This window comes from Corynebacterium sp. S5S1 (assembly GCF_001913985.1).
In the GTDB taxonomy this organism is placed as follows: Bacteria; Actinomycetota; Actinomycetes; order Mycobacteriales; family Mycobacteriaceae; genus Corynebacterium; species Corynebacterium marquesiae.
Window position 1 is genome coordinate 1 of the sequence record NZ_MKXT01000005.1, and the last position, 16,952, is coordinate 16,952.

The 16,952-nt window shown below is 58.5% G+C and carries 20 protein-coding genes and 1 rRNA gene; 12 read left to right on the top strand and 9 right to left on the bottom strand.

Annotation, left to right across the window (positions count from 1 at the left end):
* Positions 1 to 74 (top strand): 5S ribosomal RNA (gene rrf / locus BKN05_RS12695); the annotation flags it as partial.
* A gap of 344 nt (positions 75 to 418) precedes the next feature.
* Here the strand turns inward: rrf and BKN05_RS02555 are convergent.
* The gene (locus BKN05_RS02555) at positions 419 to 1,429 is read right to left on the bottom strand and encodes a pseudouridine synthase (RefSeq protein ID WP_080970382.1); all 1,011 of its coding nucleotides are present in this window, start codon (positions 1,427 to 1,429) and stop codon (positions 419 to 421) included.
* On the opposite strand from BKN05_RS02555, the gene BKN05_RS02560 reads away from it, so the two are divergent.
* The 4 genes from BKN05_RS02560 (at position 1,410) to BKN05_RS02575 (ending at position 3,549) form a co-directional block, all read left to right on the top strand.
* On the top strand, positions 1,410 to 1,553 hold the full coding sequence (locus tag BKN05_RS02560; protein WP_005325337.1) for a hypothetical protein: 144 nt from the start codon (positions 1,410 to 1,412) through the stop codon (positions 1,551 to 1,553). The genes BKN05_RS02555 and BKN05_RS02560 overlap by 20 nt on opposite strands.
* 41 nt (positions 1,554 to 1,594) lie before the next feature.
* On the top strand, positions 1,595 to 2,494 hold the full coding sequence (locus tag BKN05_RS02565; protein WP_049377497.1) for a universal stress protein: 900 nt from the start codon (positions 1,595 to 1,597) through the stop codon (positions 2,492 to 2,494).
* A 119-nt stretch (positions 2,495 to 2,613) separates the two neighbouring features.
* Positions 2,614 to 2,862, top strand: a complete 249-nt coding sequence (locus BKN05_RS02570; RefSeq protein WP_049377498.1) for a GlsB/YeaQ/YmgE family stress response membrane protein — start codon at positions 2,614 to 2,616, stop codon at positions 2,860 to 2,862.
* A 78-nt stretch (positions 2,863 to 2,940) separates the two neighbouring features.
* Positions 2,941 to 3,549, top strand: a complete 609-nt coding sequence (locus BKN05_RS02575; protein WP_049377499.1) for a TetR/AcrR family transcriptional regulator — start codon at positions 2,941 to 2,943, stop codon at positions 3,547 to 3,549.
* On the opposite strand, the gene yidC is transcribed toward BKN05_RS02575, so the two are convergent.
* The gene (gene yidC, locus BKN05_RS02580) at positions 3,506 to 4,450 is read right to left on the bottom strand and encodes a membrane protein insertase YidC (RefSeq protein WP_049377500.1); all 945 of its coding nucleotides are present in this window, start codon (positions 4,448 to 4,450) and stop codon (positions 3,506 to 3,508) included. The two genes, BKN05_RS02575 and yidC, sit on opposite strands and share 44 nt — an antisense overlap.
* Positions 4,451 to 4,483: 33 nt before the next feature.
* Between yidC and BKN05_RS02585 the strand changes: the two genes are divergently transcribed.
* Positions 4,484 to 5,146 (top strand): class E sortase, encoded by a 663-nt coding sequence (locus tag BKN05_RS02585; protein WP_049377501.1) that lies wholly within the window; start codon positions 4,484 to 4,486, stop codon positions 5,144 to 5,146.
* Positions 5,146 to 5,298, top strand: a complete 153-nt coding sequence (locus tag BKN05_RS02590; protein WP_049377502.1) for a hypothetical protein — start codon at positions 5,146 to 5,148, stop codon at positions 5,296 to 5,298. The genes BKN05_RS02585 and BKN05_RS02590 overlap by 1 nt, the downstream gene beginning before the upstream one ends.
* Here BKN05_RS02590 and BKN05_RS02595 read toward each other — a convergent pair.
* The gene (locus tag BKN05_RS02595; protein ID WP_049377568.1) at positions 5,295 to 5,831 is read right to left on the bottom strand and encodes a DUF2020 domain-containing protein; all 537 of its coding nucleotides are present in this window, start codon (positions 5,829 to 5,831) and stop codon (positions 5,295 to 5,297) included. The two genes, BKN05_RS02590 and BKN05_RS02595, sit on opposite strands and share 4 nt — an antisense overlap.
* Between BKN05_RS02595 and BKN05_RS02600 the strand changes: the two genes are divergently transcribed.
* Both BKN05_RS02600 and BKN05_RS02605 read left to right on the top strand, forming a co-directional pair.
* Positions 5,830 to 6,993 (top strand): sensor histidine kinase, encoded by a 1,164-nt coding sequence (locus tag BKN05_RS02600; RefSeq protein ID WP_049377503.1) that lies wholly within the window; start codon positions 5,830 to 5,832, stop codon positions 6,991 to 6,993. The two genes, BKN05_RS02595 and BKN05_RS02600, sit on opposite strands and share 2 nt — an antisense overlap.
* A gap of 37 nt (positions 6,994 to 7,030) precedes the next feature.
* Positions 7,031 to 7,669 (top strand): LuxR C-terminal-related transcriptional regulator, encoded by a 639-nt coding sequence (locus tag BKN05_RS02605; protein ID WP_040425341.1) that lies wholly within the window; start codon positions 7,031 to 7,033, stop codon positions 7,667 to 7,669.
* Here the strand turns inward: BKN05_RS02605 and BKN05_RS02610 are convergent.
* Both BKN05_RS02610 and BKN05_RS02615 read right to left on the bottom strand, forming a co-directional pair.
* A complete protein-coding gene (locus tag BKN05_RS02610; protein ID WP_049377504.1) occupies positions 7,666 to 7,977 on the bottom strand; it encodes a histone-like nucleoid-structuring protein Lsr2 in 312 nt (103 codons plus the stop codon). The two genes, BKN05_RS02605 and BKN05_RS02610, sit on opposite strands and share 4 nt — an antisense overlap.
* 189 nt (positions 7,978 to 8,166) lie before the next feature.
* A complete protein-coding gene (locus BKN05_RS02615) occupies positions 8,167 to 8,799 on the bottom strand; it encodes a DUF6474 family protein (RefSeq protein ID WP_049377505.1) in 633 nt (210 codons plus the stop codon).
* Positions 8,800 to 8,868: 69 nt separating this feature from the next.
* On the opposite strand from BKN05_RS02615, the gene BKN05_RS02620 reads away from it, so the two are divergent.
* Positions 8,869 to 10,302 (top strand): TM0106 family RecB-like putative nuclease, encoded by a 1,434-nt coding sequence (locus BKN05_RS02620; RefSeq protein WP_193393061.1) that lies wholly within the window; start codon positions 8,869 to 8,871, stop codon positions 10,300 to 10,302.
* Here the strand turns inward: BKN05_RS02620 and BKN05_RS02625 are convergent.
* Together BKN05_RS02625 and BKN05_RS02630 are read right to left on the bottom strand one after the other, a co-directional pair.
* Entirely contained in the window at positions 10,289 to 11,587 is a 1,299-nt protein-coding gene (locus BKN05_RS02625; RefSeq protein ID WP_080970383.1) for a copper oxidase, read from the bottom strand. The two genes, BKN05_RS02620 and BKN05_RS02625, sit on opposite strands and share 14 nt — an antisense overlap.
* Before the next feature lie 10 nt (positions 11,588 to 11,597).
* Positions 11,598 to 12,749: an MFS transporter gene (locus BKN05_RS02630; RefSeq protein WP_049377507.1), complete on the bottom strand. Its 1,152-nt coding sequence runs from the start codon at positions 12,747 to 12,749 to the stop codon at positions 11,598 to 11,600.
* A 71-nt stretch (positions 12,750 to 12,820) separates the two neighbouring features.
* Here BKN05_RS02630 and BKN05_RS02635 point away from each other — a divergent pair, with 71 nt between their 5' ends.
* Positions 12,821 to 13,675: a LysR family transcriptional regulator gene (locus BKN05_RS02635; RefSeq protein WP_049377508.1), complete on the top strand. Its 855-nt coding sequence runs from the start codon at positions 12,821 to 12,823 to the stop codon at positions 13,673 to 13,675.
* A 42-nt stretch (positions 13,676 to 13,717) separates the two neighbouring features.
* Here the strand turns inward: BKN05_RS02635 and BKN05_RS02640 are convergent, their stop codons facing one another.
* Positions 13,718 to 14,320, bottom strand: a complete 603-nt coding sequence (locus BKN05_RS02640) for a superoxide dismutase (protein ID WP_049377509.1) — start codon at positions 14,318 to 14,320, stop codon at positions 13,718 to 13,720.
* Positions 14,321 to 14,484: 164 nt separating this feature from the next.
* Between BKN05_RS02640 and msrA the strand changes: the two genes are divergently transcribed.
* Positions 14,485 to 15,132, top strand: a complete 648-nt coding sequence (msrA, locus tag BKN05_RS02645; protein WP_049377510.1) for a peptide-methionine (S)-S-oxide reductase MsrA — start codon at positions 14,485 to 14,487, stop codon at positions 15,130 to 15,132.
* Here msrA and BKN05_RS02650 read toward each other — a convergent pair.
* On the bottom strand, positions 15,129 to 16,871 hold the full coding sequence (locus BKN05_RS02650) for an alpha/beta-hydrolase family protein (RefSeq protein WP_286687882.1): 1,743 nt from the start codon (positions 16,869 to 16,871) through the stop codon (positions 15,129 to 15,131). The genes msrA and BKN05_RS02650 overlap by 4 nt on opposite strands.
* Between the last annotated feature and the right edge of the window lie 81 nt (positions 16,872 to 16,952).

Consider the following 16,952-nt stretch of genomic DNA (forward strand, 5'->3'; position numbering starts at 1 on the left):
ACCCGGAAGCTAAGCCTGCACACGCTGATGGTACTGCAACCGGGAGGTTGTGGGAGAGTAAGTCACCGCCGACACCAAACAACAACAAACAACAAAATACAGAAACAACAGGGAAGGAGACGGTCAACCACCGTCTCCTTCTCTTTTTACGTTTTGCCGCAGCAGACGCCACACGACGGGAGTCGTGGCGAGCTGTATGCCGCCGCCTTTGGTCGTCGCTGAAGCTTAAAGGCATTAGGCGCCCCAGGAGCACACTTTAGGACTCGCAGCTGGTTGCGTCCCCGCTCCCGGCAGGCTCTTTCTGGGATCTACACACAAGGTCTGGTCCGGCGACTTTCCGTTATCCACTGGTAAATAGCGCCCGCTTTGGTTCTGCCTTTCGCCACGTGACAGTTTCACGGTCTACACAATATGAGGGCTATGTGTGGTCGATTAGGCGGTGCGTGTAGAGAGGAAGGGCGGACTCGAATTCCCGGTACTTCCCGCTAAGCGGGTCAGTAAATTCGATGTGGCTTGCCGTGAGATGCATTGGGATCCGCATATCCTCCGCGTCCTCAGGATAGATTTCTGGATAGACGGGATCACCTAGGATGGGTATTCCAGCTTGCCACATGTGAAGACGCAATTGATGGGTCTTGCCCGTGGTGGGTTTAAGCGTGTATTTCCCTAATTGCGGCAGGGCGCCATGGATCCTTTCATACGGGGCGTTGTCTATTAGTTCTACTGCGGCCAGAGTAGTAAAAGCGTTGGGGGTGCCATCGCCTATTCGTCCTTGGATTTCGCCTGGGGTTTTGGTGAGGTGGGAGGCCCACTGGAGGGGCGTCGGAAAGCGGCGGTATTCGGCGATCGCCTGATAGGTCTTTTGCACCTTCTTTTCCGCGAAGAGGGTTTGATAGGCGCCGCGAACCTCGCGATGTTTGGTGAATAGCAAAATTCCGGAGGTAAGTCTGTCTAGGCGGTGCGCTGGGGCAAGCTCGTCGTTACCTGTCATTCTCCGTAGTTGGACTGTAGCGGTCTGTACGATGTGGCGTGCGCGTGGCATGGTTGCCATAAACGGTGGCTTATCTGCGACGAGGATATGTTCATCCTCGAAGAGGATGGGAACGTCGTAAGGCACCGGTGTTTCGGGTGCCGGTATGCGATAGAAAAAGACGTCCTCGTCGTTGCTTAATATGGAGTCGGGTCGAAGCTTGGTTTGATTGCGTAGTACTACCTCGCCGGAGTCGAAACGCACCTGGAGTGCCGAGGCGTCGTCGTCGGGGTGTCGGTGGCGTTGTGCCGAAATGACTGCACTAAGAAATTCCCAGGCCGTTATGCCCGCCTCGGAGGTGCGCACGCGGGTTGGATTCAGCCCGTCTTTAATCGGTAAAGGCGTGAAACCTTTTCGGCGATGTATTAATGTTTTGTCCATGGATTTTAACTCTCTCATTGAACCGGTTGTTGCCTTTTTCTCTGAAGGTATTGGTGCCGTAATTCGCACCGTCTTGGAGTTTGTGTACACCGTTATGTTCCCGTCGAATTCCGAGGCTGCAACCGTCAACCCTCAAGCCTAATCCGTACTACAATTAAGGTATAACCACCGAAAGGACACATCATGGCTAAGGAAGACATTGTAGTCGTTGCCGTTGACGGTTCGGATGCATCGAAGAATGCAGTACGTTGGGCCGCAAATACGGCTATGAAGCGCGAGATTCCACTGCGGATCGCATCTAGCTACACCATGCCACAGTTCCTGTACGCAGAGGGCATGGTTCCGCCAAAGGAGCTTTTCGACGACTTGCAGGCCGAGACCCTCGAGAAGATCGAGGAAGCTCGCGCCATCGCTCATGAGGTAGCCCCAGAGCTGAAGATTGGTCACACTGTGGCCGAGGGCTCCCCGATCGACATGCTGCTAGAAATGTCGCACGATGTCACCATGATCGTCATGGGCTCCCGCGGCATGGGTGGCCTGTCCGGCATGGTGATGGGTTCTGTCTCCGCTTCGGTTGTATCGCACGCCTCTTGCCCGGTGGTCGTCGTTCGCGAGGATAATCATGTTACGGACTCCACCAAGTACGGCCCTGTCGTCGTTGGTGTGGATGGTTCCGAGGTATCGCAGAAAGCTACTTCTTACGCATTCCGAGAGGCACAGGCCCGCGGTGCTGCTTTGATTGCCGTGCATACTTGGATGGATATGCAGGTGCAGGCTTCCTTGGCGGGTCTGTCGGCCGCCCAGTCCGAGTGGGCTGATATTGAAAAGGAGCAGAGCGAGCTTCTGACCGAGAATCTGAAGGAGCCGCGTGAAGAATACCCAGAGGTTGAGGTAAAGAAGCTCATTACCCGTGACCGTCCAGTGAGCGCTTTGACCGAGGCTGCAGAAGGCGCGCAGCTATTGGTTGTTGGTTCGCACGGTCGTGGCGGCTTTAAAGGCATGCTCTTGGGCTCGACCTCTCGCGCACTGTTGCAGTCCGCACCGTGCCCGATGATGGTTGTCCGTCCGGATGAGGAAGACTAAAAGCTGCTGTTCATAGAGCGCTTCGCCCACAAGGGCGGAGCGCTCTTGTTGTGTGGAGCCGCCTTAGGTAGTATGCCCTCGTGTACGCTAAGGTATACCCGCTATTTTAGGAGGATTACATGAATTTGGGTCTGGGGCTTATTAGCTCGATTGTTATTGGTATCATTGCCGGCTGGCTGGCAGAGAAGATTATGAAGCGCGACCACGGCCTGCTGACCAACCTTATTGTTGGTGTGCTGGGTGGCGTCATCGGTGGCATGATTATCCACTTCCTGAATATTGAGGAAGGTGGATGGATCTTCTCCTTGATTGCCGCTACGGGTGGTGCTTGTATCCTGTTGTGGATCGTGGGGCTCATCAAGAAGTAGCCCGAATTTAATTCGCGTACAAACCGGTTTGTCTATAAAGTATAGATGAACCGGCTTTGTCGTTTTAGAGAGGAACCCATGGCAGAGAAGAAGTCGCGCCGTAATCGGCCCAGCCCGCGCAGCCGGCTGCTGGAATCGGCGACCAAGCTTTTTACCACCGAGGGCATTCGCGTTATCGGAATTGACCGCATCCTACGCGAGGCAGATGTGGCTAAAGCTTCTTTGTACTCCTTATTTGGTTCCAAAGACGCGCTCGTTATCGCTTATGTAGAAGCTTTGGATGAGAAGTTCCGCCAAGATTGGGAACAGCGTACCGCAGAGATGACGGATCCGGATCAAAAGATCCTGGCCTTTTTTGATAAGGCGATCGAGGAAGAACCCACGCAGGAATTCCGCGGCTCCCACTTCTTGAATGCGGCAGGAGAGTATCCGCGCCCCGAAACCGAGGCGGAACACGGTATCGTGGCAGCCTGCGTTGAACACCGTAATTGGGTGCATTCCACTCTGACGGCTTTGCTAACTGAGCGCAATGGTTACCCATCGTCCTCGCAGGCGAGCCAGCTGTTGATTCTCTTGGATGGCGGCCGTGCGGGTGCTCGGCTCACCAAGGAGATTGGGCCGCTGCAGACGGCCCGCGACCTGGCTACTCAGATGCTTTCTGCTCCCCCTGCTGATTATTCGATTTAAGGTACTTTCGCGCCTCCATACGTAGCTGGTTGACCCGCTTCTTCTCCTCCTTGGAGAGGGCGGGTTCTTTTTCGCGCTTGCGCCAGCGGCGAATGCTTTCGCGACGCATAGCGTGGACATCCTCAGTAAGCGGGTAGTCGCGGTGCAAAATGATCTCAAAGATAGCGGTTTGGATCAACGTGCAGAGATAGGCGCAGCCCCAGTAAAGAATGATTGCTACTGGGATAGGTCCGGTTTGGGCTAGGTGCCACAGGAAGAAAGGGATTACCAACAGCAAAAAGCCCATGAGTATGAAGACGCGGCGGTTGACGTTCTGATCAAATTGAGTGGTGCGGAAACTGCGCACGAGGGAAATGACGGAATTAGCCATGGTAAAGGCGATGGCGGCAATGAGGATGGGGTTGATGAGGTCGCCGTGCTCGCGGGCGAAATCCGTCAGCGGAGCGCCGTAGAAGGTGGTTTCGCGGAAGGCCGAAACATCGGAGGCATTCAACATGCCCACGGTGGTGGAGCCGCTCTCAATATTGGACATGCGCAGGAGCACTTGATAAAGGCCGATGAAGGCCGGAATCATGATGAGCGGGGGGACACAACCAGCTGCGGGGTTGTAGTTATAACTCTTCATGAGGTTCTTTTCCTCTTGCATGAGCGCCGCCATCTCCTCGGTGGTGGTGGCGTTATTCATCTGCTTTTTGATGCGGTTATTCTCCGGGCGGATGAGTGCGCCGATACGGGCGGAGCGTACGGAAATCCAGTTCAGGGGAACAACGATGCCGCGCACGGTGATAACCAGCAAGATGATGGAAATCAGCCAGGCCGTAGATTCACCGACGAAGCTGCTGATGAGCCAGTGCCAGAACTTCATGATTCCGGAAACTGGGTACATGAAGACTTCGTACATGCTTAACCTTTCATGGGCAGTATGGTTTAAGGCATGACTAAAGTTCTTGGGGAACTCATGCTAACCATTGGCGTGGTTCTTTTACTCTTTGCATTCTATGAAGCCTATTGGACAAATGTAGAATCCGGTCAGCTGCAGGAGGAGGCGAGCGCCCACCTCGAAGAGCAATGGCGAAATCCCCGGCAGAAGCTAGAGCCGGAGTTGGGTGAGGCGTTCGCGCAGCTTTATATTCCCACGTTCGGTTCTGACTACCGCTTCGCCATTATTGAGGGCACTAATGAAGATGACCTGCTGCGCGGCCCGGGCCGCTACGAGGATTCCCAGATGCCGGGAGAGATGGGCAATTTTGCGGTTGCGGGCCACCGCGTGGGCAAAGGAGCTCCCTTTAATGACTTGGGCAAGCTAGAGACCTGCGATGACATCGTGGTGGAGACGCACAAGGAGCGAATTACCTATCGCGTATTGCCCATCGATGGCGAGCAGACGGACTGTTTCAATGGAATTCCGCCGGAGTATTCCCATGTGGCTGGTCGGCATATTACGACGCCTGGCGACGTCTCGGTGACCAACCCCGTGCCAGAGTCGGACGCCGAACCGAGCCGCGAGATCTTGACCTTGACTACGTGCCACCCGCAGTTCTCCAACGCGGAGCGCATGATTGTGCACGCTATGGAAGTGGAAAAAGAGGAGAAATAATGTATCGCGCTTTGTGGAATCTCTTGCCGGGGCCGACGCCGGTGAAAGTTATCTTGGCCATTGCTATTGCGGTGGGAGTCTTCTTCCTACTCATGGAGGTTGTATTCCCGTGGCTGTCGCCGATGATGCCGTATAACGACGTCGCGGTTTAAAGGCCCAAGTTGGCGATCGCTTCGTGGGCGATTTGCTCTGACTTAACGGTTTGTTGCTGGTTGCTCCACACCAGCACCGCGTGCGTGTCCTTCTGTACGGCGTACACGGCGTGCTCATTGACCACGCCCCGGCCGCCTTCCCAGCCGTCGAAGGAGGCCGGTTCAGTGGCGTCGATAGGCGCGGCCCAATCCACTGCGGCGCGGGCGTCGTCGACCGTGGGCATATCGCGCACGATGACGGTGGCCTGTGGCTCGTCCTGGTAGGACCAAAAGACGCAGGCCGGGGTGGGAAAGCGCGTGTCGATGCCCTGCTTGGTCAGGCGCTGTCCGTTGGTTTCTTCGAGCCAGCCGGGGCCGATGTAGGGGCAATCGCTCCAGTCATTGACTTCCGCAGTTTGGGCGACGTTAACCTCCGGTGACTCCGAAGCCTCCGGAGCGACCGTAGTAGTTGGTGCAGGGGTGGGTGCGGGTGAATCGCAGCCGACGATCCCAAAAGTGGCTAGAGCGAGTAGGGGAAGTAGGCTTTTGCGCATGAGCTCCACAATAGACCGGGATACCGATGCGTTGCGCACCGGCATCCATATCCTGACCGCTGGCCTGCTGGTGGTGGGCATTTTTACCTCCGCGCGGATGCCGCTTTCGCAAGCGATCATCAACCTGCTGCTTTTGGTGGGCTTTGCGGCCGTGTACTTCGCAGGCTCGGTATACGGGGAATATTGGGCCCAGCCTGTGCGCTACCTGTGGTTGTGCATACTCTCGGTGCTGTGGGTTGCGGATCTGTTCGTGGCCCCAGCGGCAATCTATCTGGTCTTCGCCATGTTCTTTTTGTACCTTACGGTGCTGGACATGGCGGCGGGCATCGCGTGCGTCATCGTTGCCTCGATCATCACCGTGGTGGTGCAGATTCCGCAGGGCCTGACCTTCGGCGGTGTCATGGGGCCGGCGGTCTCGGCGCTGGTGACCATAGCGATCACCTACGCCTTCCGGACGCTGTCGCGGATGAATAAAGAGTTGATTGAAACCCGTTCGCAGCTGGCAGCCACGGAGCGCGATGCCGGCATGGTGGCCGAGCGTCAGCGCATTGCGCACGAGATTCATGACACCCTTGCCCAGGGGCTGTCTTCCATTCAAATGCTCCTGCATTCGGCGGACCGTGATCTGGATAAGCAGGACGCGGGCAAAGCGCGAGAGCGCATCGAGCTGGCCCGCAGGACGGCCGCGGATAATTTGCACGAAGCGCGGGCAATGATTGCCGCTTTGCAGCCGCCGACGCTCAATGAGGCATCCCTTGAGGCCGCGTTGACCCGTATGGCGGACAATTTCGGTGCTACCGGAGATATCCACGTCGAGGTGGAATCCGAAGGAGAGGTACAGCAGCTGCCCATGAAGGTAGAGGCGGCGCTGCTGCGGATTGCGCAGGGCGCTGTGGGGAACGTCGTCAAGCATGCAAAGGCAAGCCGCGCCCGGATCACGGTGACCTATGAGGGCGATGAGGTGCGCCTGGATGTGGTGGATAACGGCAAGGGCTTTGATCCGACCGCGGTGGAAAGTACCCCGGCTGGACTGGGGCATATTGGGCTGGCCGCAATTAGGCGCCGTGCACAAGAGCTAGGTGGGGAGGTCATTATTGAATCCGCGCCGGGGGAGGGCACGGCCGTGTCAGTTAGTATGCCCTTAGGCAACCGGGTAGATTAAACTTTTGGTTGACAATGACATCGATAGGAGGAATGTCGTGATTCGGGTCCTACTGGCAGATGACCACGAAATCGTCCGCCTGGGTCTGCGCTCCGTGCTTGAGGGGGCAGAGGATATCGACGTCGTAGGGGAGGTCGCTACGGCCGAAGCTGCGGTGTCGGCAGCGCAGGCGGGCGGCATCGATGTCATATTGATGGACCTGCGCTTCGGCGCGGGCGTGGAGGGGACCCGCGTTATGGGTGGCGCGGAGGCAACCGCGCAGATTCGCTCCGCGATGGCCACCCCGCCCAAGGTCCTCGTGGTCACCAACTATGACACTGATGCGGATATCCTCGGCGCTATCGAAGCCGGTGCCGTGGGCTATTTGCTCAAGGATGCACCACCGCACGAGCTGCTGTCCGCAGTGCGCTCGACTGCGGAGGGTGATTCGGCGCTATCTCCCATCGTGGCCGATAGGCTGATGACTCGCGTGCGTACGCCACGCACCTCCCTCACGCCGCGTGAGCTCGAGGTCTTGCAGCTGGTAGCAGCGGGGGCGTCGAACCGGCAGATTGGCCAAGACCTCATGCTGTCTGAGGCCACGGTAAAGTCCCACCTTGTGCACATTTATGACAAATTGGGTGTGCGCTCGCGCACCTCTGCGGTGGCAGCCGCCCGCGAGCAGGGCGTGCTTTAATTAGCGGCGTTATACGCCTCGATGACGTCCTGCGGGATTTTTCCGCGGTGCGCCACTGGTAGCCCTTGGGCGCGGGCCCATTCGCGGATCTGACTGGGATTGGCGCGCTGTGCATTGATGTCCGGGGCAATGCGGGCGGCGTCCACGTAGGGGGCCAGAAGATTATGGAAGTGACGCGCGTTATCCACGGAGAGATCGATGAGGTAATTTTGACCGTTTACGCTGAAGCGAACGACTTCTAGCTGATCTTCGGGGATTAGGGTGTGGTCCAAGTCGTCGTAAAATTGGGTCACTTCACGGCGAGACATATTTCCTCCAATTTTAAAAATTGCACACCAAACACAGAGAGCATAAACGGTGTTAAAGGGGTAGGGCGGTTAGAAGAGTATCAGCAACTTTTTCTGGCCGAAAATACTTTTCCCGAAAAATCCCGGATCTTTATAGAAAATAAATAAACGCCACCACCGAATAGGGGGCGGTGGCGGCGTGTAGCTCTTTTACTGGGCCAGGTGCTGCTGGATTTCCGCAGTAATGGAGTCAATTTCCGAGCTAATGGTCTTGTGAGCGCGGCGGCGCTGCTGCTCGGTCATGAACTCGGCATTATCGATGGCGGAGTCTACTTCTTGCAGGCGGTCACGCACATCGCGCTTGAAGCCGGCTGGAACGTCCGTGTTATCGAGGGAGTTGCGGATGCCGGCGGTGCGGGCCTTGAGCGGCGCACCGTAGCCGGAGAAGGAAGCCATCTGCTCCGAGCTCACGCCTGCCTTAGCGGCCTTGCGCTTTTCGCCTTCGGTCTTCAGGCCCACGTAGCCGCGGTAAAGGAGCGGCAGCAGCAGGGGTGCGGCGGTGCGCAATGCACCGGCATAGCGCTTGACGTTATCGGAGTTAAAGCGGCCGGCCTTGAGCTTGGCTAGCTCGTTCTTGGCCATCTTCTCCTCATGCTTGCGGCGCTTCTTGAGGCCCTTTTCCTCCGACTTAATGAGGTGCTTTTCCTGCTTGGCCAGGAGCTTTTGCTGGCGGCGGCGGTCCTTAGACTGGGCCTTTACCTCTGCCTTGGCGCGGGTTTTGGCGGCCTTTGCCTGTGCGCGTGCTTCTTGGCGGGCCTTTTTAACTTTCTTCAGAATGCTCATTAAATTTCCCTCACGTTTGATCGAGTCTGGATTCAACTTTACCTTGCCGTTCTATTAAGCTCACCCGGTGTGGAGGATGTGGTTGTTGCTTCGGACCTGGTGGGGTGCCGCTACCGCTTAGTACAGCGGCGCGCGCACCCCGAGATGCCGCGTACCCATGCCTCGATTGCCCGGGCGGAGCGCCACGCGGCTGCAGTGGAGGCCGTCATGGAGATGTTTCCCCGCAAGGGCTCTGGCAGGTTTCGCCGCATCGATCTGGAAGGCGATGAGTGGGAGCGCTCCATGCGCACCCTTGAGGCCTTAGCTTCCGGGTATACGCACATCACCAACGCGGTCTTCGCCACCGAGGAGTGGATGGTGCGCGTAGATTTGCTTCTGCGCGAAGGCGATAAGTACACCCCGATTATCGTGTCCAATCACCGTGTGGCCCGCAAGAATGGCACCAAGACGACGCCGGCGGTGCCTACCCATCGCTTGGGCCTGAGCGAGCCGCTCGAGGCGCCGTATAAGCTGCGCCATCATGCGGTAGATGGTTACCGTTTAGCGTTTGCCGCCCGTGCTTTGCGGGATCTCGGGCTCGATTCCGGCCGGGGCGGGGCCATCGGCCAGGACCGCACCCGGGCATTTTTTACGGAAACAGCCAAGTTTGATCTGGAACGCGCCTGGAATCAGCCGCTTCCTACCGCCCCGGTGCGAGTCAAGGAGTGCGCGAGCTGCCGCTTTTGGTCTTTGTGCGAGCAAGAGCTGGTGGCGGCGGATGATATTTCGCTCTTCCTATCCGGCGACCGCGCTAAGCCTTATCGCGAGCGCGGGATTACTACCGTGCAGGCGCTTATCGACGCCGACCTGGGCGAGCCCTCCCGCCTTGCTGCTGCCTGGCGCACCGGGGAAGTGTTGCTGCGCCGCGGCGGCGTGCAGGTCCCGCGCGCAGACGTGGAGGTAGACGTGGATATGGAAGCCTACCTGGACCAGGGCGCGTATCTATGGGGAGCGTGGCACGACGGTAACTACGTCCCGTTTGTTACGTGGGAACCGTTGGGCGGCCGCGCCGAGGCAGAGAACTTTGCAGCATTCTGGCGCTGGTTAATGGATGTGCGTGCGCAAGCCCATGCGGAGGGCAAAACCTTTGCTGCATATTGCTACTCGTCCCACGGTGAGAACCATTGGATGCGCATGTCCGCGCAGCGCTTCCGCGAGGTAGATGAGCGGGAAGTAGAAGAGTTTATCTCCTCACCGGAGTGGGTGGATATGTTCGCCCACGTCAAACGATCCTTCGCCGGCCCCTTCGGCCTAGGCCTGAAGGTAGTCGCCCCGGAAGCGGGTTTTACCTGGCCAGAAGAAGACTTCGACGGTGAAGAATCCGTGAACGCGCGCCGCGAGGCGCTAGCCGGTGACCTCGTGGCGCGGCAGCGCTTGCTGGACTATAACTCCGGCGATGTTCAGGCCACGCGCGCGGTCCGCGAGTGGATGGACGCCGGCGCGCCGGGTACTACAGCGCTGTAAATAGGGCGTAGATGACCGCGAGAATCGCTATCCCCGCGTAGACCTGGTTCCACTCTGGCCCCGGCTTCGGATCCGGGCCCTCCGCCTTTTTCATCAGGACCTGCTTCTGGGCCTTCACCGCCCGGGCGATGAGCACGGGGTAGACCGCCAGGGACAGGATGCACAGGAGGGAGGCGACCACCTTAAGCAGGGAAATATCGGTGCCGATCCAGATGAGCAGCCCACCGTTGACGAAGGTGGCGCGCAGGAGGCCGAGTTTGTCCAGTTGCTGCAAGCCCGCTCGGACGGCAGCGGGACCGCCACCCATGGTGCTGGGCAGGAGGTAGCTCATCACACCGATGAGCAGTTGACCGGCAAACCCCACCAGCAAGGCGAGGGTGGGCAGCGCCGGCTCGGGCATAAAGAAATGCTGCACCGTGTAGTACACCAAAGACAGCACCAGCCATAACGAGGCCATGAGCACGGAGACCGAGGAAAAGGTGATGCGATCGCGCGGGTCCTTAGCCACCGTCAGCACATTAGCGAGCCACTGCTGCAAGCTCAGCGCCCAACCGCAGCAGTAGGCGATAAGTCCCAACTCGGGGAAGCCGAGGAAAGCGCCCACGATCGTGGCAACCACACCGATTGCGAGCAGCACAAAGGAGGATTGCATATGGCGATTAATACCTTGGGTGCGCCAGATGGAAGGGAAAAGGATGGTGAGAGAACCGGCCGCGGCCAAGCCGATGAATCCGCCGATATTGGCGGCGATATGGGCGAGTAGCAGCGTGGGATGGCCGGGATAGACGGCCAGCAGCCCGCCAAAGATGGCACCCACCGGCAGGCACAGGGCGGAAAGAACATAAGCGCCCACTACGGGGCGGAAGCGCTTATCTTTGGCACCGCGCCATTGCCGGAAGAGCGATGCCGCATGCCAGAGCATCATCAGTGCAATGAGCGTGGCGCCCACCTGAGTAACAATCCAGTGCTGGGACCAGAACTCCATGAGGATTTGACCGATTAACGCGAGGATGATTCCGGCATTGAGGCCATAGATGCGGGCCAATTGGGCAGGACGAGCGGATTCGGGGAGGCGCTGTTGGGTGAATTTCTCCGTTAGGTGCTGGGACCACACGATGATGCTATTGCTCACCAGTCCGAGGGTGAATAGGTGGATGAGTACCCACCGGTAGTTCGGGACCAAGGTATGCGTTGCCCCCACGAGGATGAAAACCATCATCCATAGGGATACGGGACGGGAGGCCTTGCGGTGCCATGTCCGCGCCGACCACTTATTCTCAGGCATAAAACCGATTTTAGTCGGATTTAATCTTGGTCCAAGTCAGTGCAGTAAGGGCGAGGGCTACGGCGGTGAAGAAGGCAATGAAGAGGGGCCACGATAGGGCGTCGAAAAGCAGGCCGGCACATGCGCCCACCACAGAAGAGCCAAAGTAATAGCAGAACACATACATCGAAGAAGCCTCCGCGCGGTCGTGGGTGGCGATCTGGCCCACCCACCCGGAGGCGGTGGAGTGTACGGCGAAAAAGCCCACGGTAAAGGCGATCATGCCGAGAAGCGTCAGCGGAAGGTTGCCGGCGCACAGCGCGATGCCAAGGGCAAAAAGCACGGCAGAGGCGAATAGGGTTTTCCCATGGCCTATGCGTGCGACAAGGGAACCTGCCCGCGCTGAGGACCATGTGCCGGTGAGGTAGAACAAAAAGGCCAAGCCGGCTAGCGAAGGGGCCAGACCAAAATCATCGATGAGCCGGAAGGTTAAGAAGTTATACATGGAGACAAACGTGCCCATGGACAGGAATGCGGTGAGAAAGAGCAAGGCCAAATCCCGGTTGGCCCAATGGCCCAAAAGCGCCCGGCTTTCGGTCTTGAGATGGATGGATTTGGGCCGGAAATTGCGTTGGGTAGGAAGTAGCAGCCAAGACGTAATGGCAAAGGCGAGTGAGACCAGCGCCGAGCCGAAGAGCGCCCAGCGCCACGTGGAAATCTCCACCAGTCCGGTGGGAATGAGGCGGCCGGTAAGGCCACCGACGGAGGTGCCTGCAATGTATAGGCCCATAGCCCGCGGCAGGGCTTTGTCATCGAGTTCTTCAGAAAGCCATGCCATTGCCGTGGCGGGGGCGCCGGACAGCAGCGCACCCTGCAGGCCGCGTACCGCGATGAGCTGCCACCCCTCCTGGGCGAGGGGCACAATGAGCCCCACGCCGGTCGCGGCAACGGCCGAAATGAGCAGAATACGTCCGCGGCCGAAACGCTCGGAGAGAATCGATGCGGGCACCACGCATAGGGCCAGCGCGCCCGTGGCGGCCGATACGGTCATGGCCGCTTCAGTGGAAGAAAGCCCCATGTTGTGTACCAGCGTGGGAAGAATGGCTTGGGTGGAATACAGGCTGGAGAATATAGCCAAGCCTACAAGGAGCATGGCTACCGTTGCGCGCCGCGTTCGAGTCATATCATTTAGCCTGCCCGGACATGCATCATGTGTAAAATGTGGAAAAATACACTAAACGATGCGGAGCATGCATGAATGTGGAGGATGTCCGCGGCTTCCTCGCCGTGGTGGATCAAGGTCGCGTGGGTGCTGCGGCCGATGAACTGGGAATCTCCCAATCCGCGCTGACCCGCCGGGTACAGCGCGTAGAAGCTAGTCTTGGCGCCCGCCTTTTCGAGCGCACTGGGCGCACCCTGCACGTGAATTCGCGCGGGAGGGCCTTCGCTGCGGCTGGGCGGGAAATGCTCCGCGCCTACCAGGTCGGGCGGGACGATGTTGCCCGCCTCATGGATCCAGAACGCGGCACCGTGCGCCTAGATTTCATGCACTCGCTGGGCACCTGGCTAGTTCCGGACCTGCTCAAGAGCTATCGCGCGCAGCACCCGCACGTAGATATTCGCCTGCATCAAGGCGCGGCGCAGGAGCTGGTGAGCAGGGTGGAAAACGGCGAATCCGACCTTGCCCTCGTGGGCCCACGGCCTGATGCAGCCCTGGGCTGGCACCAGATTAAGGTGCAGCGACTAGGCCTTGCTGTGCCGGAAGACCACTGGGCGGCGAACCGGCGGGAGGTGAAACTAGCGGAACTCGCTGCAGACCCGTTCATCGGCATGCTCCCAGGCTATGGCACGCGCATGCTTCTCGATGCCCTTGCAGACGACGCTGGCTTTAGCCCCCACCTCGTCTTCGAATCGATGGAACTTACTACCGTTGCGGGGCTGGTAGCGGCAGGACTCGGGGTGGCGCTTTTGCCGCTGGATGATCCTTATCTACAGGTGGGGAGCCTGATCCCCCTTACGCCGCCAGCGTACCGCGAGCTCGGTTTAGTGTGGCGCGCCGGGGACGATGCGCCCCCAGTGCAGCAATTCCGGGAATTTATCCGGGCATAGAAAAAGCCGCCCCGAAGGGGCGGCCGAAGTAACTAAAAGGAGTTACTTGGTGGCTGCAGCGAAACGCTCAGCAACGTCATCCCAGTTGAAGACGTTCCATACGGCCTTAACGTAGTCGGCCTTAACGTTCTTGTACTGCAGGTAGAAAGCGTGCTCCCACATATCCAGCATCAGCAGCGGGGTGAAGTCGATGGAGGTATTACCCTGCTGGTCAGTCAGCTGCTCGATGATGAGGCGGCCAGCAATGTGGTCGTAGCCCAGAACAGCCCAGCCGGAGCCCTGCAGGGAGGTAGCAGCAGCGGAGAAGTGAGCCTTGAACTTCTCAAAGGAGCCGAAGTCGCGGTTGATGGCCTCTGCCAGCTCGCCGGTTGGCTCGCCGCCACCGTTCGGGGACAGGTTCTTCCAGAAGATGGAGTGGTTGGTGTGGCCACCCAGGTTAAACGCCAAGTTCTTGGAGAGGGCGCGGATGCGATCCGGGTTAGCCTCACCGTTGCGCTCTTCCTCGAGTGCCTCGAGTGCAGCGTTAGCGCCAGCAACGTAGGTTGCGTGGTGCTTATCGTGGTGGAGCTCCATGATCTCTGCGGAGATGTGTGGCTCCAGTGCGTCGAATGCGTATGGGAGGTCAGGAAGTTCGTAAACAGCCATTTGTTAAATCCTTTCTTCGGGTACGTGTCCCGATGATAGGCACGGTGGAAAGATTTCGCCATGATTAATTCGAATTGTGGAACTAGCGCGAATATTAACTGGCCGCGGAATAGCTTTTCGCAGTACAACGTTGGGAAGAAGGAATAAGGAAGGAGCTATACCTTATGTGGATGTTTAAGCCGGAGCCCAAACTTGTTGCTGCAGACGATGCTCTGCCGGGTCGACCGGAGCCAATCGTGGACCCCGCCCCGCACGCCGTTTTAGGAACACCGATTACCGGGCCGTGGAAGGACGGGCAGCGCTCCATTCTTATTGCGTTGGGATGTTTCTGGGGTGCGGAGAAAATGTTTTGGGAGACCGAAGGCGTGGAATCCACCTCGGTGGGTTATGCAGGCGGTGCCACCCCGAATCCCACGTACTACGAGGTGTGCCGTGGGCTAACCAACCATGCCGAGGCGGTGGAGGTGGTCTATGACCCGCAGCGCATCAGCCTGCGCGATCTTGTCGTACAGGCCCTAGAAGCGCACGATCCCACGCAGGGCTTCCGCCAGGGCAACGATGTAGGAACGCAATACCGCTCTGCTTTCTACCCACGCACGGAGGAAGAGCGCGCAGAAATCCAGGGCATCGTGGATTCCTATGCAGAGAAACTCAAGGAATTCGGATTCGGGGATACCACCACGGAGGTCAAACTCCTCTCCGAAACTGATTCTGGGGAGTACTACCTGGCTGAGGATGAGCATCAGCAGTACTTATATAAGGTGCCTAATGGGTACTGCCCGCACCACAGTACTGGGGTGAAATGCGACTAAGCGTCGCGCCGAATAAAGCGGGCAATCTTCTTGGCTAACTTCGGCGTGAGCGATTGGCGGGATTGGGATCCTAAGACCTCATCCCAATACCAGAGCATTTCTTCAAAATAGTTGTGTCCGTGCCCGCCAGGGACGTTGAGGGAATTGATCTGGTCCAAGCCAATTTGCCACCAGGTAATAAACGGAACCCAATGCAGCTGCCGGAAGGTATCCGCGTGCAGCGCTTCTGGCTGCGGTTCATGAATCCAGGTGGGCCTGCGCACGAGAAGGTTGAGATCCCACCACACGATGGCGTCGGAAGCATGCTGGGCAATGAGCATGCGGGGTCGGCGCCAGGTATGGGCGTAGTCATTGCCAAAGGCGTCGTGCAGCGTATGGTCAGGGGCCGCCGCGTAGCGCACATGCTTGCCGCCATCGATAACGGGCAGGCGTTCTAGGGAACCAATATCCCGGCGCAGGCGCTGAGTAAAGTGCGTCATGCGCGGGGGGCCGGAAAAAACTGCGCCATTACACGCAGAAAGTAGGTCTTCCACATTATGGTAGTTATCCATAATGGCGTAGGCACCAAGTGATTCACCTGCGAAATAAAGCCGCGGGCGGTTTTCTTTAGGCAGCCTATCTATTTCTTCTTGTATGACCCGAATCAATTCACGAGCCGCCTGCTTCGGTGCGTTCTTATCTACGAGGTAGGAAAAAACTGAAGGCAGGTAGGAGTACTGCATGGTGACGGTGACGCAATCACCGCCGGTCAAAAACTCATAAGAGCAAGCACCCCAATTATTGATCCACCCCGAGCCGGCGGGCATTTGGATGACGATAGTCTCTCGCCGCAGGGCACCAGTGCGTTCGAGTTCGGCGCGGATTTTCTCCGCGGATTGCTGGAAGGAGCGCCCTGGAATGTATCCGGCGTAGATGCGGATGGGTTCCTTTGCATCGATTCCCGTCGCTGTGCGGATATCGCGGGCGCGGGGGCCATTGGAGACAAACCGGCGTCCCTGCTGTCCCAACGCCGACCACGGCTCGAGCGACCACGGACTGCCGGAGCGCTCCGGCTCCCACGGCATGGAGGTGCCGGGGAAAATCTGCTTATTTAACCGCTGCGCTTGGTGCGATAGCGAGCGCAGCCAGCGTCGAAAGACCACGCGGTCAGAAAGTGCAAACGCCGTGAGGCTCAGTCCCGCGGTAACCACCGGCCACGCAATGAGCGCCGGCACCCAGCGGCCCAGCTGGCGTGACAGTTTGGTGACGGCAAGCTGCGTGGCCTCCCCGATGAGTAGGAGCGTGCCGTAGCCTGCGGTGCCCGCAGCCAGGCCGATGGCCGCCGTGACGGGCCCGCGCACGAGCTGCTTATTGACCAACTCCGCCTGTTTTTTCTGATTGCGCAGCGAAAGCACGGCATTAAACGCAGTCCCGGCGCCAATAGCAAGGTGCACAATTTGTCGATGTTGCGGTCCGAGGCGGTCCTGCGGGCGCTTGCCAATGCGATTGAGCACGAAGCTTGTTGACGCCGCCCCTAGATGCCCGACGCCCTGCCCGATTGCCACGTTGGCGGCGGTCACCCACCACGGACGGGGCAGTAGGGAAGGCGAAACAGCAGCCCACGTCGCTAATTCCGCACCCAAAATTCCAGCCGACATATTGGGCGGTAAGGTTTGCCGGCTGGTCATACGGACGATGGGCGTGAGATCCGCGGCTACGCCAAGAGCGATTAGTGCAGCGCGGCGGAGAGCGCGTTTCATAATGTCCGATTGTCCCAGATTTCGGTGGGAATTTCAGCGTGAGATTTAGCCCGTGCAAAAATCTCCACAAAGTTGCACAAT